At 32.5% G+C, this 15,513-nt stretch carries 13 protein-coding genes; 6 read left to right on the top strand and 7 right to left on the bottom strand.

Going from position 1 to position 15,513, the window contains the following annotated elements:
* Positions 1-53: 53 nt before the first annotated feature.
* Positions 54-1,415 carry an oxygen-independent coproporphyrinogen III oxidase gene (gene hemN / locus B3792_RS04390; protein ID WP_115001634.1) on the bottom strand — a complete coding sequence of 454 codons (1,362 nt, stop codon included), beginning with the start codon at positions 1,413-1,415 and terminating at the stop codon, positions 54-56.
* Between the two features lie 73 nt (positions 1,416-1,488).
* Positions 1,489-2,298 carry a 3-deoxy-8-phosphooctulonate synthase gene (gene kdsA / locus B3792_RS04385; protein WP_038333085.1) on the bottom strand — a complete coding sequence of 270 codons (810 nt, stop codon included), beginning with the start codon at positions 2,296-2,298 and terminating at the stop codon, positions 1,489-1,491.
* 76 nt (positions 2,299-2,374) lie between these two features.
* Between kdsA and B3792_RS04380 the strand changes: the two genes are divergently transcribed.
* Positions 2,375-2,608, top strand: a complete 234-nt coding sequence (locus tag B3792_RS04380) for a hypothetical protein (RefSeq protein ID WP_052217635.1) — start codon at positions 2,375-2,377, stop codon at positions 2,606-2,608.
* A gap of 17 nt (positions 2,609-2,625) precedes the next feature.
* Positions 2,626-3,744 (top strand): glycosyltransferase, encoded by a 1,119-nt coding sequence (locus B3792_RS04375; protein WP_291068980.1) that lies wholly within the window; start codon positions 2,626-2,628, stop codon positions 3,742-3,744.
* A 13-nt stretch (positions 3,745-3,757) separates the two neighbouring features.
* Here B3792_RS04375 and B3792_RS04370 read toward each other — a convergent pair whose 3' ends face one another.
* The 4 genes from B3792_RS04370 to rpmH all read right to left on the bottom strand — a co-directional run bounded on the left by B3792_RS04370 (position 3,758) and on the right by rpmH (position 6,715).
* Entirely contained in the window at positions 3,758-4,579 is an 822-nt protein-coding gene (locus B3792_RS04370; RefSeq protein WP_291068978.1) for a 2OG-Fe(II) oxygenase, read from the bottom strand.
* A 10-nt stretch (positions 4,580-4,589) separates the two neighbouring features.
* On the bottom strand, positions 4,590-5,705 hold the full coding sequence (locus B3792_RS04365) for a hypothetical protein (RefSeq protein WP_291068976.1): 1,116 nt from the start codon (positions 5,703-5,705) through the stop codon (positions 4,590-4,592).
* A 76-nt stretch (positions 5,706-5,781) separates the two neighbouring features.
* Entirely contained in the window at positions 5,782-6,474 is a 693-nt protein-coding gene (locus tag B3792_RS04360) for a cell division ATP-binding protein FtsE (RefSeq protein ID WP_038333079.1), read from the bottom strand.
* Positions 6,475-6,556: 82 nt separating this feature from the next.
* The gene (gene rpmH / locus B3792_RS04355; RefSeq protein WP_019974979.1) at positions 6,557-6,715 is read right to left on the bottom strand and encodes a 50S ribosomal protein L34; all 159 of its coding nucleotides are present in this window, start codon (positions 6,713-6,715) and stop codon (positions 6,557-6,559) included.
* A gap of 364 nt (positions 6,716-7,079) precedes the next feature.
* Here rpmH and gyrA point away from each other — a divergent pair, with 364 nt between their 5' ends.
* Together gyrA and B3792_RS04345 are read left to right on the top strand one after the other, a co-directional pair.
* Positions 7,080-9,653 (top strand): DNA gyrase subunit A, encoded by a 2,574-nt coding sequence (gene gyrA / locus B3792_RS04350; protein ID WP_219033702.1) that lies wholly within the window; start codon positions 7,080-7,082, stop codon positions 9,651-9,653.
* A gap of 3 nt (positions 9,654-9,656) precedes the next feature.
* Complete coding sequence (locus B3792_RS04345) at positions 9,657-10,853, top strand: tetratricopeptide repeat protein (protein ID WP_221854161.1); 1,197 nt, start codon at positions 9,657-9,659, stop codon at positions 10,851-10,853.
* A gap of 82 nt (positions 10,854-10,935) precedes the next feature.
* Here B3792_RS04345 and surE read toward each other — a convergent pair whose 3' ends face one another.
* A complete protein-coding gene (gene surE / locus B3792_RS04340) occupies positions 10,936-11,703 on the bottom strand; it encodes a 5'/3'-nucleotidase SurE (protein WP_219033704.1) in 768 nt (255 codons plus the stop codon).
* A 193-nt stretch (positions 11,704-11,896) separates the two neighbouring features.
* On the opposite strand from surE, the gene B3792_RS04335 reads away from it, so the two are divergent.
* Positions 11,897-13,969: a carboxy terminal-processing peptidase gene (locus tag B3792_RS04335; protein ID WP_291068975.1), complete on the top strand. Its 2,073-nt coding sequence runs from the start codon at positions 11,897-11,899 to the stop codon at positions 13,967-13,969.
* On the top strand, positions 13,969-15,081 hold the full coding sequence (locus B3792_RS04330; protein WP_291068973.1) for an ABC transporter permease: 1,113 nt from the start codon (positions 13,969-13,971) through the stop codon (positions 15,079-15,081). Before B3792_RS04335 ends, B3792_RS04330 begins: the two co-directional genes overlap by 1 nt.
* Positions 15,082-15,513 lie beyond the last annotated feature (432 nt).

Here is a 15,513-nt window from a genome sequence, read left to right as displayed (position 1 = left end):
GATATTCAAATATATACTTTTTTTGATAAAGTTTAAAACATTTATCTATTTTATTAGATTGTCATTGAGAAAATGCGTGTTTCTGGCTCGTTATCTATCATTCTCTTATCGAATGTCATACACACATTTCGAACGTATGGACGTCCTTCTTCTTTTACGATCAAACCATTTTCTACAAATTCAATCAAATTATCGTCAACCATATCTTGTAACATAGTTTTGATACGATCTACATCATCAAATTTCATGTTATCATCAGCCCAAGAAGTTTCTAAATTACACATTAAATTTAGAATATGACGACGCATAATCAAATCTTCTTCTGATAATATATGTCCTTTGAAAACGGATAATTCTCCGTTATTGATTGATTTTTCGTACTCTTCTACTGTCTTCTCGTTTTGTGCAAAACTATACCAAGAATCACTGATAGAAGAAACTCCTAAACCAACCATTAATTGTGTTTTCGAAGAAGAATATCCCATAAAATTACGATGTAATGTATGGTTTTTCATCGATTGATACATCGAGTCTTGTTCTAAGGCAAAATGATCCATTCCAACTTCGAAATAGTTCATTTCCTCGAACATTTTCTTTCCTTCTTCATATAATGCACGTTTCAATTCTGGTGAAGGCAAATCATCGTCCTGAAAACCACGTTGTCCAACACCTTTTATCCACGGCACATGCGCATAACTGTAAAACGAAATACGATCTGGATTTAATTCTTTTGTCAAATTAATAGTTTCCATCATTCCTTCCATTGTTTGATGTGGAAGACCAAAAATCAAATCGTGAGAAATCGATGTAAAACCAATTTCGCGCGCTTCTTCGGTTGCTCTTTTCACATTCTCGAAAGGTTGAACACGATTGATCGCTTCCTGAACTTTCAGATCATAATCTTGTACACCATACGAAATACGTCTAAAACCTAAATCGTATAAAGCCTGTAAATGTTCTCTTGTTGTGTTATTTGGATGACCTTCTAAACTAAATTCGTGTCCTTCAGCTACATCCGCATATTCAAAAATACCATCAATTAATTTCTTCAAATTTTCTGGAGAAAAAAACGTTGGTGTTCCTCCTCCTAAATGAATTTCTTTAATTTTTGGTCGAGATGAAAATAAATCCACATATAATCTCCATTCTTTCAAAACTGTATCAATATACGGAACTTCTACCGAATGTTGTTTCGTAATACGTTTGTTACATGCACAAAACGTACACAACGACTCGCAATAAGGTAAATGAATATAAATTGATATTCCTTCTTCTACATTACTTTCATCGAAAGATCGTTGAAAAGTTTCAATCCAACCTTGTTTAGTAAAATCATCATTGTCCCAAAACGGAACAGTTGGATAACTTGTGTAACGAGGTCCTGGAATATTATATTTCTGAATTAAATTATCCATTATCTAAAAAAATTAAAAATACTTAATCAACTTGACTAAGTATTATTTAATAAATTTTCTTTAAAAATTATTTTTATAGAATTGCCTGACGAACTCTAACTAATTTAGTTAATAAGTCTTCTAACAAATCTAATTGTAACATGTTTGCACCGTCACTTTTTGCATTTTTAGGATCTGGATGCGTTTCGATAAAAATACCATCAGCACCAACAGCAATTCCAGCTTTAGCAATCGTTTCGATTAATTCTGGCTTTCCTCCTGTTACACCTGAAGCCTGATTTGGTTGTTGTAAAGAATGTGTGATATCTAAAATAACTGGTGCATAATTTTGCATCACAGGAATTCCACGATAATCTACCACTAAATCTCCGTAACCTAACATTGTTCCACGCTCGATAATTGCAACATTACTATTACCAGAATCTGTTACTTTTTCTACAGGAAATTTCATTGCTTCTGGCGAAAGAAATTGACCTTTCTTCAATGTAACATGTTTCCCTGTTTGTGCAGCTGCAACCACTAAATCGGTTTGACGAACCAAGAAAGCAGGAATTTGTAACACATCTACATAAGCCGCCGCCATTTCTGCATGAAAAGGTTCATGGATATCTGTAGTTGTTGGAACATCAAAAGTTTCTCCAACTTTTTGAATAATTTTCAATGCTTTTTCATCTCCAATTCCTGTAAAACTATCAATACGAGAACGATTTGCTTTTTTGAAAGATCCTTTAAAAACATAAGGAATCTCTAATTTATCAGTAATTGTTACTACTTTTTCAGCAATTCTCAAAGCCATATCTTCACTTTCGATGGCACATGGACCAGCAAGTAAAAAGAAGTTTGGCGAATCTTTGTGTTTTATCTTTGATAAAGTTTCTATCATTGTGCAAATTTACACAAAGTTATCGACTTATTTTTCATAATTTTGCCTATACTTTATCATTCTTATTTATCGTTTTATGGATTTTTTATCTAACATTGGTATAGCTGATATTTTTGGCTATCTTGCTTCAGTCTTTATTGTACTAGCATTCTTTTTTTCGAAGATTACAATTATTCGCATTATCAATGCAATTGGTTGTGTATGTTTTGTAATTTATGCTGCTATGATCGAGGCTTGGCCAGTCCTTATTCCAAATGCGATTTTATTTTTAGTTCAGGCGTATTATATCGTCTTCAAACCTGGAAAATAATCTTAAAAACCATAAAATTGAAAATCCTATCTGCTGTACTAAATAATATTGAAACGGATCAAAGATTAGATAAAGTTTGCCATTCTTTGTTAAAATTTGGGTACGATGTAGAATTGATTGGCGCGACTATAAACGGGAAACCAGAATTGAATAAACCGTACAAGACATTTTTGATGGAACAAAAAAATCAATCAACAATGAAAAAGTATGCAGAATTCAATTACAAATTGTTTTTCACTTTGCTTAAAAAAGCGGATAAACAAACTATTTTATTAGCGAATGATTTGGATAGTTTACTTCCTTTTTATTTGGTTAGTAAAATAAAGAACCTTCCTTTAGTTTTTGATAGTCACGAAATTTATTCAGAATTACCATCATTACACAATCGTCCTAAAACAAAAAAAGTTTGGAAAACTTTAGAACGTTCTCTTGTTCCAAAAATCAAGTATTTTTATACAGTAAGTGATGGATATGCCAATTGGTTTCGCAAGGAATATGGTGCTAATCCGGCTGTGATTAGAAATGTTCCCAACCGAACAAAACTTAACGATAAACAAGATTTAATTTTCTTTCGCTTACCCGAAAATCCAACAAACGATAAAATATTATTGTATCAAGGCGCAATTAACATGAGTCGAGGAATTGACAGAATGATTGAAGCGTTTAAACACATCGATAATTGTCAATTTTGGATTGCTGGCGAAGGACCTAAAAAAACTGAATACGAACAATTGGTAAAAGATTTGAACTTGACTAATCGCATTCATTTTTTAGGAAATATTCCCCCAAAAACTTTAAAAACTATAACACCTTTAGCTGATGTAGGAATGAGTATGGAAGAAGATTTAGGATTAAGCTATCGCTACGCTCTACCGAATAAATTATTTGACTTTATTCAAGCTAGAGTACCAATTTTAGCAACAAATTTACCTGAAATCAAAAAAATGGTTGAAGAATATAAAGTTGGAAAAGTGATTGACAACCACGATCCAAAACATTTGGCTGAAAAACTACAAGAAATCTTAAACGAAGGAAAAAGAAGTTACCAAGAAAACCTTGCAAATGCTGCACACGAACTTTGTTGGGAAAATGAAGAATTAAAATTGAAGGAGATTTTTGAAAAAATAAAAAAGTAGATTAAATTTTAATCTACTTTTCTTCTTTTTTATAAATATGTGGATTTTCCACTACTCCTTTTTTAAATACTTTTCTAACACCCATTCTTAAAGCATTATCAACTTGTAAAACTTGATCCAAAACCTTTTGCTCTGGACGACCTCTAAATGAAGTTACATGAAAAGAATCTGTTTCTCTTAAAGGTTCTTTAGAAAAATAATAATTTGAAACACATTTTCTAAAATCTTCAAACTTTATAGGCGAAACCGAATGCAAAGAATCATTATGCGTTGCCATAACTGCTAATCGATTGAATTTACTAAAAATTGTAATTTGATCTTTTTTTAATCCATTTGGCCAAATTTCCAAGTTTCCTCCGTATTCTTCTTTCCAATCTGGCGTTACATAATACAACAGATTCAACACACGCCACAATTCCCTTTTCGCATCATGAGAATTATCCAAATGAGGCTGCAAAAATTGACGATTTCCCATCATAGACAAACCTCCAGCATACAAAGAAGAATCTGGAATAGGTTGCTTTATTTCACAAATTTCAGCAATCAAATTTACGATTCTCTCATCTTGAAAAGCATAAATAATTTCCTCTAAAATAGGATGATATTGATTCATTTGAACTGCAATATATTTATCTTCTTTCAAACTTTTTTTCAACACCATTTCTTTTTCTTGTGGAAAAACTTGATTTACCTCTAAAGCTAATTCTTCTGGCAACAAATCATCAACCCAAAAATAACCGATCTTATCTTTACTACTATTGTATTGTTGACTTATTTCTTCCTTTTGATCAATTAATCGTTGTAAAATTATATCTGCATATTGATTTCTGTTCATAATCATAAAGTTAATTAAAAATTTGTTTCAAAATAATTTCTGCATTCAATTTATCATTCAAATCATATTCAAGCGTATCAATATATTCTTTTGACGCTAAAAAAGGTTGATTTTTTAAATGATTAATAGCTTTTATCAGCTCTGATTTACTCGAAACTTGAACACAAAGTCCACTAATTTTCCCATCATCTATCACATTTTCATTTATTATCGAAAAACGACTATTGAATAATGCATTTATCACTTTTAGTTTTGTTCCTGATTCCTGAAAAGACCATGCTATATTGAGATGTGCTTTTTCGAAAAGATTTTTCAAATGATTAAAATCTTTCAATTTAACAAATTGTATATGTGGATGATTTTTAATTTTTGCTTTTACCCAATTCTCTCTAGAACCTGAAGCAATAACGAAAGGATAATCAATTACTTTAAACACTTCTATCAAGAAATCGACTACTTTACAATTGTCCGAAGCTCTCAAATCTCCATGATATAAAGCAAATTCTCCTTTCTCACTTAATGATTCAAAAGTTTCATTTCCGTGAAAAACAGGAACAAATTTTCCTTTATTATATTTTTCTTGAATATAATTTTGTTCAAATTTAGAGAGTGTAAAAACTTCATCAAACTGATGAATAATATTTTCGTATTGAATATATTTTTTTGCCTCAATATAAAACAATGCTTTTTTCACTAGATTCTTTTCGCTTTCTGCTAATCCAGAAAAATAATTTTGTTCAATATTATGTAGTCGCAAATATTTAGAATAACCTTCAAGGTTGTATTTATTCAAAATAAATGTTGTTTTTAGACTTTCAAAAAAAATAGGTGCTTTCAACGATTTAATTCGTTCATACAATAATTTGCTATCCCTAGATTTTACTGAAATAGGATATTTCTGAAAAATATAATAAGGCTTTTGATCTATTGGATAAAAATAAACTTCTTTAGCATATTTTCTTAAAACATCGCTTTCTGTTTCGTTAAATCCAAACAAATGTAAATAAATCTCAACCCCAAGTTGATGAAATGCTTTCAATTTATAAAAAACGTCTATAACGCCTCCATAATTGGGAGGAAATGGAACATCCATACTTATAAAATGAAGTTTTCTACCTTGATACATTAGTTAATTATTTAACAAAAAAAAGAGTCTACAACTAAGTAAACTCTTTCTTTAAAATTATATTGTGTAATTTATCTTATTCTGATATCGCTTCTGCAACTTCAAATAATCTTCCGTCTTCACAACGCACCTTACGCGCAGGATAACGACGAATAATTTCGTAATCGTGTGTAGCCATCAAAACTGCACAATTATTTTCTTTCGATACTGACAGCAACAAATCCATAATATCATTTGATGTTTCTGGATCTAAATTTCCTGTTGGCTCATCGGCTAAAATTAATTCAGGATGATTTAACAATGCACGAGCTATAGAAACACGTTGTTGCTCACCTCCAGAAAGACGGAACGGCATCATTTTCTTTTTAGACAACATCCCTACCGAATCTAAAACCTCATCAATACGTTTATCGATTGTAGCCTTATCCTTCCAACCTGTTGCTTTCAACACGAACGTCAAATTTTGTTCTACCGTACGATCTGTTAACAATTGGAAATCCTGGAAAACAATTCCTAAATGTCTTCTAAGATCAGGAATTTTACTTGTTTTCAGTGATTTCAAATCCATTCCAACCACGGAACCTTGTCCTGATTGAAGCGGCAAATCACCATAAAGCACTTTCAATAAACTACTTTTTCCACTTCCTGTTTTCCCTATTAGGTAAACAAATTCTCCTTCGTTAAGTGTGAAATTAACGTCAGATAATACTAAATGATTTCTTTGATATATAGATGATTGACTTAACTCAATTACATTTTTAGCTTCCATACTTTCTACAGTCTTTAAAACAAATGTAAAAAAAAAGCTTGAAAGAACGACCTTCAAGCTTATTTTTTATGAATTGTAGCGATTATCTTTTAGCTCTTACTTCACTAACAGTTAATGCTTTTCTTCCTTTCTTTCTACGAGCAGCTAATACTTTGCGCCCGTTTTTAGAAGCCATACGCTCACGGAATCCGTGTTTGTTTCTTTTTTTTCTGTTACTTGGTTGAAATGTTCTCTTACTCATCTTTACTAAGTTTCTAATCCATTACTCGAATGGGTTGCAAATATACAGTTATTATTATTAATTCAAAAATCAAATTGATAGAAAATTACAAAAAAGCTGAATTAATAGTAAACCGCGTTCCGTTCTACACTTTGTAATTTTCGAAGTGCAAATATAAAAACATTTTTTTGTTAAGCAAGAGAAAATTAAAACAATAACAATTAAAACTTATCAACAATATCATTTGCGAAGATCAAACGAAGCTATTTTTAGAAGGATTAGAAAAGTTTCCTTAAAACTTTCATAAAACATCAAATATCTTGTTTTTATCAGTCTTTTTTTAGCTTAAATTTCGTATATTAGCCACCTTATATAACAAAACAATATGACTGAAGGAGAAAGACTAATCCCAATTAACATTGAGGATGAAATGAAATCCGCTTACATCGATTATTCGATGTCGGTAATCGTATCTCGTGCGCTTCCGGATGTGCGTGATGGCTTAAAACCTGTACACCGTAGAGTATTATTCGGAATGTATGAATTAGGTGTTTTTTCTAATCGTTCTTACAAAAAGTCGGCACGTATTGTAGGGGAAGTTTTAGGTAAATTTCACCCACACGGCGACAGTTCTGTTTACGACACAATGGTACGTATGGCGCAACCTTGGTCTTTGCGTTACTTATTAGTTGACGGACAAGGTAACTACGGTTCTGTAGATGGTGATCCACCTGCTGCAATGCGTTATACTGAAGCAAGACTTCAAAAAATTTCAGACGAATTATTAGCTGATTTAGATAAAGAGACAGTTGACTTTCAACTAAACTTTGACGATACTATCCAAGAACCTACTGTATTACCTACTCGTGTTCCAAACTTATTAGTAAATGGTGCATCTGGTATTGCGGTTGGTATGGCAACAAATATGGCGCCACATAACTTAACAGAAGTTATTGACGGAACAATTGCATACATCGACAATCGTGAGATTACAATTGACGAATTAACACAATACATCAAAGCGCCAGACTTCCCAACAGGAGGTACTATCTATGGCTATGATGGTGTAAAACAAGCTTTCGAAACTGGACGTGGACGTGTTGTTTTACGTGCAAAAACTAATTTCGAAGAAGTACATGGTCGCGATTGTATTATCGCTACAGAAATTCCTTACCAAGTTAACAAGGCAGATATGATTGCAAAAACTGCTGAGTTGGTAAAAGATGGTAAATTAGATGGTATTTCTGAGATTCGTGACGAATCTGACCGTAAAGGTATGCGTATCGTTTATGTCCTTAAAATGGATGCGGTTCCTAACGTCGTTTTAAATAAACTATATAAATTTACTCAATTACAATCATCTTTCAGTGTAAATAACATTGCGTTGGTAAAAGGTAGACCAGAGCAATTGAATTTGAAAGACATGATTTATCATTTCGTAGAACATCGTCACGAAGTGATTGTTCGTCGTACGGAATACGAATTGAGAAAAGCGCAAGAAAGAGCTCATATCTTAGAAGGTTACATGAAAGTAATCGGAACACAAGATGATCTTGATCGTGCAATTAAAATCATTCGCGAATCTGCAACACCAGACGAAGCGCGCACAGGATTAATGGAAGCTTTCGAGTTATCAGAAATTCAAGCACGTGCAATCTTAGATTTACGTTTACGTACATTGACTGGTCTTGAGATTGATAAAATTCGTGAAGAGTACGAAGAAATCATGAAAATGATTAACCATTTGAAAGATATTTTAGCAAACGAAGATTTACGTATGCAAATTATCAAAGATGAGTTATTAGAAATTCGTAAAAAATATGGTGACGAACGTCGTACAGATATCGATTACGCAGGTGGAGACTTAAATATCGAAGATTTAATTCCTGATGAGCAAGTTGTTTTAACGATTTCTCACATGGGTTACATCAAACGTACACCACTTTCTGAATACCGCAAACAATCTCGTGGAGGAGTTGGTAATAGAGCCGCTACAACACGTGACGAAGATTTCTTAGAGTATATGGTTTCGGCATCTAACCACCAATACATGTTATTCTTTACAGAAAAAGGAAAATGTTATTGGATGCGTGTGTACGAAATTCCAGAAGGTTCTAAAACATCTAAAGGTCGTGCAATTCAGAATTTGATTAACATCGAGCCAGATGATAAAGTAAAAGCATATATCCTTACACATGATTTAATGAACGAAGAATACGTAAATAATAATTACGTAATCATGGTAACTAAAAATGGTATCATCAAGAAAACATCTTTAGAAGCTTATTCTCGTCCACGTGTTAATGGTATCAACGCAATTACTGTTCGCGAAGGTGACACATTATTAGAAGCTTTATTAACAGATGGTAAATCTCAAATTATGATCGCTTCTAAATATGGTAAAGCTATCCGTTTCGAAGATGAGAAAGTTCGTCCAATGGGTCGTACTGCTTCTGGTGTTCGCGGAATCAACTTAGGAGATCAACCAGATAATGAGGTTATCGGGATGATTGTTGTGACTGATGTAGAAAAAGAAACTGTATTAGTTGTTTCTGAACAAGGTTACGGAAAACGTTCTTCTATCGAAGATTATCGTGAAACAAATCGTGGAGGTAAAGGTGTAACAACACTTAATATTACTGATAAAACAGGAAAATTAATCGCGATTGAGGCTGTTACAGACGAAGATGATTTAATGATCATTAATAAATCTGGAGTTGCTATTAGAACTGGTTTAGATGAAATTCGTGTAATGGGTCGTGCAACACAAGGTGTTCGATTGATTAACTTGAAAAAGAACGACGAAATTGCAGCAATTGCAAAAGTACAAGTTGAAGAAGAATTGGAAAACGAAGTAGAACTTGATGAAGAAGGAAATCCAATTGTTGTAGAAAACACAAACGAAAACAACGAAACTCAAGCAGAAGAAACGCCTGCTGAGGATCCAAATAATGAATAATCAATGAAAAAATTATTATTTAGTTTAGGATTAGTTTTAGCAATGTCGACATCATTCGCTCAAACTAACACAGAAGAATTAACGACAGAACCTACAGTTTTAGCTGAAAAATATAATAAATCAGCAAAAGAAAACTTAGCAAAAGGTGACGTTACAAAAGCAAGTCAAGATTTAGCAAAATTATCTAAATACGAAAACGGTAAAGTTTGGCAAGTCAAAAATAAAGACTCTAAAAAAGACGAATTTTACTATTCTCAAGCCGATTTAGATAAAGCTACAGCTAGTGGTAATTACGCAAAAGCGAAAGAAGTTGCTTTACAACCAAAATATGGTTTCTTGTTGCAATCTGAAGTTTCTAATTTAGCAAACAAAGAATTAGACGCTGCAAACAAAGCAATGGACGCAAAACAATTTACTGAGGCTGGAACAAAATTCTTAAATGTTTTCAACTTAGTTGAAGCTTTAGGTACAAAAGAAGATATCTATAAATATCAAGCTGCAATCTGTTTTTACAACGCAGCTGATTATGATAAATCGTTAACGATTTTGAAAGAATTAGCGGCAAAAGGATTCACTGGTAAATCAGCTAATCAAACAAAAGATTACAACCGTGACATGTATGTTTTAGCACTTAATGGATTGTACAATGCGAAAAAATACGATACTATCGTAGAAGAAGCAACTACAAAATATCCAAAAGATGCTGACATCAACAATATCGCAACTGGAATTTACCAAGTTTCTGGAAACTCTGATAAAATGACAAAACGTATCGAAGAAGCGATTAAAATTAATCCAAACGATGCACAAAATTATTACAACTTAGGAGTTTTATATTTAGATGACGCTTCTAAAGCAGAAGAATCTAAAAACTTGTTCAAAAAAGCGATTGAATTAAATCCTAAACATTTCGAGTCTTACAACAATTTAGTTTTAGCTATTTTGCAACCAGACAAAGAAATTGTTGAAACAATGAACAACAATTTAGGAACATCTAAAAAAGAGAAAGAAATTTATAATGCAAACGAAGTAAAACGCAAAGCTTTGTTTACAGAAGCAGCTCCTTATCTTGAAAAAATGTACGAAATTCAACCAGAAAATCGTCAAGTTATTCGTAACTTAATTCAAGCTTACAAAACTTTAGGAAACGAACAAAAAGAAAATTTCTATCGTGACGCTGAGAAAAAATTAGTAAAATAATTATTTCAATATTTTAAAAAAAAGGACTTCAATTGAAGTCCTTTTTTTATGCTTTATCATTCTGAATGTAGATTTAACGAACTTAGAACAAATCCCAATTTCTTAAATCTGGTAAAAAATGATGGGCTGTCAAATCATAACGAACTGGTACAACAGAAACATAACCCTCCTCTAAAGCACGTTCGTCTGTATCTTCACCTTTGTCAAGATTTTTAAACTCTCCACTCATCCAATAATACGTTCTTCCACGAGGATCTTCACGTTTATCAAATTTTTCTTCCCATTTTGCATCAGCTTGGCGACAAACTTTTATTCCTTTTATTTCATGTTCTTTCAACTTCGGAATATTAACATTCAACACTACACCTTTTGGTAATTTATGTTTTAAAACTTGATCAATAATTGTTTTAATAAATTCTTCTCCAGCTTTAAAATCAGCATTATAAGCAAAATCACACAACGAAAAACCAATCGCAGGAATCCCTTCTATTCCAGCTTCTACAGCAGCAGACATTGTTCCCGAATAAATCACATTCACCGACGAATTCGATCCGTGATTAATTCCCGAAATACACAAATCTGGTTTACGAGGTAAAATTTGCGAAACAGCCAATTTCACACAATCCACTGGCGTTCCAGAACACGCATACTCTTTTACATCTTCATCAACTTCTATTTCATCACAAAACAATGTCGAATTTATTGTCACCGCATGCCCCATTCCACTTTGCGGACTATCTGGCGCAACAACATAAACTTCTCCAAATCCTTTTGCAATCTCTATCAACGCTCTTATTCCAGGCGCAGTTACTCCATCATCATTTGTAACTAAAATTAGCGGTCTTTCCATATTTTATTCTTACTTTTATTCATCATTTTTACAAATGTAAAAAACTTCCTTCTAATTTCTTTTTTGTTTTATATTTGAAGGAGTCTTAAATTATTAATTTATATAATACCAACGCAATATGTTAATTAAAAAAACGTATGTATTACTATCGTTTTTATCAATGAGTTTGCTTGCTTTTTGCTTTTGCAAACCCATGCTAGACACAGATGAAGAAAGAGAAAAGTTAATCGTAAAAAATACACGAAACACCCTAACTTACCTACATTACAAACCTGCTACTGTAGATGATAAATTTTCGGAAAATGTTTTCAATAAATATTTAGAATACATTGATCCAAGCAAACGTTTTTTATTGCAATCTGATTATGATCTATTCAAAAAAGATTATCACAATTTAGATGATTATTACAAATCAGAAAACTTAGGTTTCTACAATTCTACTGTTGACACAATCTACAAACGTATTGCTGACGCTGAAAAATATTCGATGGATGCCTTGTCAAAACCTTTTGATTTCAATCAAAAAGAGAATTTCAATATCGATTATAAAACATCAAAATTCGCGAAAGATAAAAACGAATCGAAAGATTTATGGCGCAAATATTTGAAATATAACGTGATGTTAGAAATCATTTCAATGCAAGACGAATTAAAAGGTCAAAAGAAAGATACATTAGACAACTCTTCTTCTATAAAACCTGTAAAAGATCCTTTGGCAGATGAGAAAAAGAAAATCACAAAAGATACTCCTTTTGCAGAAGTAGAAAAGATGGCGCGTGAAGAAGTTAAAGACTTGATTTCTGACTATTTTCGTCGTATAAAACAGACAAAACGCGAGAATTATTTTTCTATTTACATGAACTCGTTCACAGAACAATACGATCCGCACACAACATACTTCTCTCCAACAAGTAAAGAGGATTTCGAATTCGAAATGTCTGGACAAATGGAAGGAATTGGAGCCAAAATACAAGACAAAAGAGGTTACGCTACAATTGCTGAATTAATTGTTGGCGGACCAGCTTGGAAGAGCAATAAATTAGAAGTAGGTGACAAGATCATTAAAGTTGCACAAGGGAAAAATGGTGAAGCTAAAAACATCGTTGGGATGATTTTGAGCGATGCTATTCGCCTAATTAAAGGGAAGAAAGGAACAGAAGTTGTCTTGACTATTCAGAAAAAAGACGGTTCTCAACAAACAATCTCTTTGATTCGTGAGGTGATTGAATCGGAGGAAGTGTTTGCTCGCTCATCTGTTATTACGGACGAGAAAGGAGATAAATACGGAATCATCTATTTACCTGAGTTCTACACTCCAATGGGAAAAGAAGGCGGACGTTATCCTTCGGATGATATCAAGAAAGAAATTGATATATTGAAGAAAGAAAACATCAAAGGTCTTGTCTTCGATGTTAGAAACAATGGAGGAGGTTCTCTTGAAGAGGTAGTTAAAATCTCTGGATTATTCATCAATCAAGGACCAATTGTTCAGGTGAGACGTTCGGACGGAATGCTTAAAATTCACGAAGACAAAGATAATTCTATCGCATACGACGGGCCTTTAGTAGTAATGGTTAACGAGCTTTCTGCATCTGCGTCAGAAATTTTTGCAGCAGCAATGCAAGACTATGGTCGCGCTGTTATCGTGGGTTCACCGCAAACCTTTGGTAAAGGTACTGTACAAACAATCTTGCCTTTAGACCGTCAGTCGGGAAGTGATGAATTAGGAGCTATTAAGTTAACAATACAAAAATTTTACCGAGTAAACGGAGGGTCTACACAATTGAAAGGAGTTCAATCGGACATTGCATTAGTTGATCAATTCACTTACGAAGATATCAGCGAAGCTTCTCGTCCAGAAGCCTTGAATTGGGATCAAATCAAACCATTGGTTATTGCAAAATGGCCTTCTGCTTTCGATTTAGCGAAGATTAAAGCGAACAGTAAAACTCGTTTGGCAAATAATGCTCACTTAGCTTTAATGAACGAAAGTTTCAAGTTCATCAAATCAATGGAAGATGTAAAAGAGATTCCTTTGAACTTAGAAGATTACAAAACGTACCGTAAAACTCGCGAAGATAAAATCAAGAAATTTGAAGCTTTAGACAAGTATAAAAACAATTTCAAATTTACAATGAATCAAAACGATTTGGCAACTACAAAAACAGATACTGTTCTAAAAGCTAAACGTAACAATTGGTTCAAAGGAATGCAAAAAGACTTTTATTTAAACGAAGCTGTTAACGTTTTAAGAGACATTAAATAATGGAACAAGAAAACGGTTCATTTTCTCAAATCATATTCAATAAATTAAGAAAGAACACCCTTGGTGTTCTTTCTTTTAGTGTAATAGTATTAGCTGCAATCATTTCTATTTTTGCTTATGTCTTTGCATCCGACAAAACGGAAAATGCAAACAGACAAGACCTAACCATTGCATATTCACCTATAGGTTATCAGCAAAAAACAATCGAAATCCCCTTACCTAATTATTCAGGAAAAACGAATTTTTCTGATTTTATATTCGGGAAAGAGATCGATACCGAACAAATAAGTATTACATCTTACAAAAGAGATGGACAAAGCATTACCTATGTTCCATATATAGGAAACGGACTAAGTGGTGAAGCAATAAAAATAGATTTGTCAACTTGGACAAAGCATAACATCAAAAATCAAGATATAGAGAAAGATTTTATCTACACAAAAACCTATTTACTTGGAACAGATTCTTACGGAAGAGACTTTTATTCAAGGTTAATTATCGGGACAAGAATTTCTTTTCTTATCGGGTTTATCGCTGTTTTCATTTCTTTAATTGTCGGAATCTCCTTGGGCGCTCTTGCAGGTTATTACAAGGGACGAACAGATAACATAATAATGTGGTTGATAAACGTTGTGTGGTCTATCCCAACATTACTATTGGTTATTGCAATTACCTTAGCTATCGGAAAAGGTTTTTGGCAGATATTTATCGCAGTTGGACTAACGATGTGGGTAGAAGTTGCACGTGTAGTTCGTGGACAATTCCTATCGTACAGAGAAAAAGAATTCGTAGAAGCATCAAAAGCTTTAGGATTTTCGGACACAAGAATTATCTTCAACCAAATATTACCTAACGTTGTTGCACCTATTATTGTTATATCTGCTGCCAATTTTGCTTCGGCAATTTTAGTAGAAAGTGGTCTTAGTTTTCTTGGAATTGGCGCACAACCTCCTACTCCGTCTTGGGGAAACATCATCAAAGAACATTATAATCATATTATTTTAGGGAAACAACATTTAGCAATTCTACCGGGATTAGCTATTATGTTATTGGTTCTTGGGTTTAATATCTTTGGGAATGTATTGCGAGATATTATGGATATTAAGCAGTAAGAAACTTATAAAGTTTTATATTTTCTTTTTTTAAATAATTTAAAACACAAGTTATATCTTTATCTATGTCTCTATGTGATTAATATTTTATCTTTTTTAACCACATAGAGACATAGGTTAAATATTGATAAAGATTTGAATAGACTTTTAGTTTTCACAATAACTTTACTTAAGTTAACAACTGAAAGTATATAAACAAATCACAATTAATCAATTTCTATGTTTTTATGTAGTTAAGATTTTACCAAAAGAAAATTTAAAATATTTCTTTTTTATCCACATAGATACATAGGTTTAATTCTTAGAAATATTAGAATGGACTTATAGTTTTCACAGTAACTTTACTTAAGTTAATAACTGAAAGTTTATAAATAAATCACAATTAATCAATTTCTATGTTTCTATGTGGTTAATATTTTACCAAAACAAAAT

This window comes from Empedobacter sp. UBA5924, assembly GCF_002431085.1.
GTDB lineage: Bacteria > Bacteroidota > Bacteroidia > Flavobacteriales > Weeksellaceae > Empedobacter > Empedobacter falsenii_B.
Note: the sequence above shows the minus strand (reverse complement) of the source record. Positions and strands in the feature narration are given on the sequence as shown.

Coding starts and splice junctions, on each gene's coding strand:
- hemN (WP_115001634.1), bottom strand. CDS start 1,415: ATGGATAATTTAATTCAGAAATATAATATTCCAGGACCTCGTTACACA.
- kdsA (WP_038333085.1), bottom strand. CDS start 2,298: ATGATAGAAACTTTATCAAAGATAAAACACAAAGATTCGCCAAACTTC.
- B3792_RS04380 (WP_052217635.1), top strand. CDS start 2,375: ATGGATTTTTTATCTAACATTGGTATAGCTGATATTTTTGGCTATCTT.
- B3792_RS04370 (WP_291068978.1), bottom strand. CDS start 4,579: ATGAACAGAAATCAATATGCAGATATAATTTTACAACGATTAATTGAT.
- B3792_RS04365 (WP_291068976.1), bottom strand. CDS start 5,705: ATGTATCAAGGTAGAAAACTTCATTTTATAAGTATGGATGTTCCATTT.
- B3792_RS04360 (WP_038333079.1), bottom strand. CDS start 6,474: ATGGAAGCTAAAAATGTAATTGAGTTAAGTCAATCATCTATATATCAA.
- rpmH (WP_019974979.1), bottom strand. CDS start 6,715: ATGAGTAAGAGAACATTTCAACCAAGTAACAGAAAAAAAAGAAACAAA.
- gyrA (WP_219033702.1), top strand. CDS start 7,080: ATGACTGAAGGAGAAAGACTAATCCCAATTAACATTGAGGATGAAATG.
- B3792_RS04345 (WP_221854161.1), top strand. CDS start 9,657: ATGAAAAAATTATTATTTAGTTTAGGATTAGTTTTAGCAATGTCGACA.
- surE (WP_219033704.1), bottom strand. CDS start 11,703: ATGGAAAGACCGCTAATTTTAGTTACAAATGATGATGGAGTAACTGCG.
- B3792_RS04335 (WP_291068975.1), top strand. CDS start 11,897: ATGCTAGACACAGATGAAGAAAGAGAAAAGTTAATCGTAAAAAATACA.
- B3792_RS04330 (WP_291068973.1), top strand. CDS start 13,969: ATGGAACAAGAAAACGGTTCATTTTCTCAAATCATATTCAATAAATTA.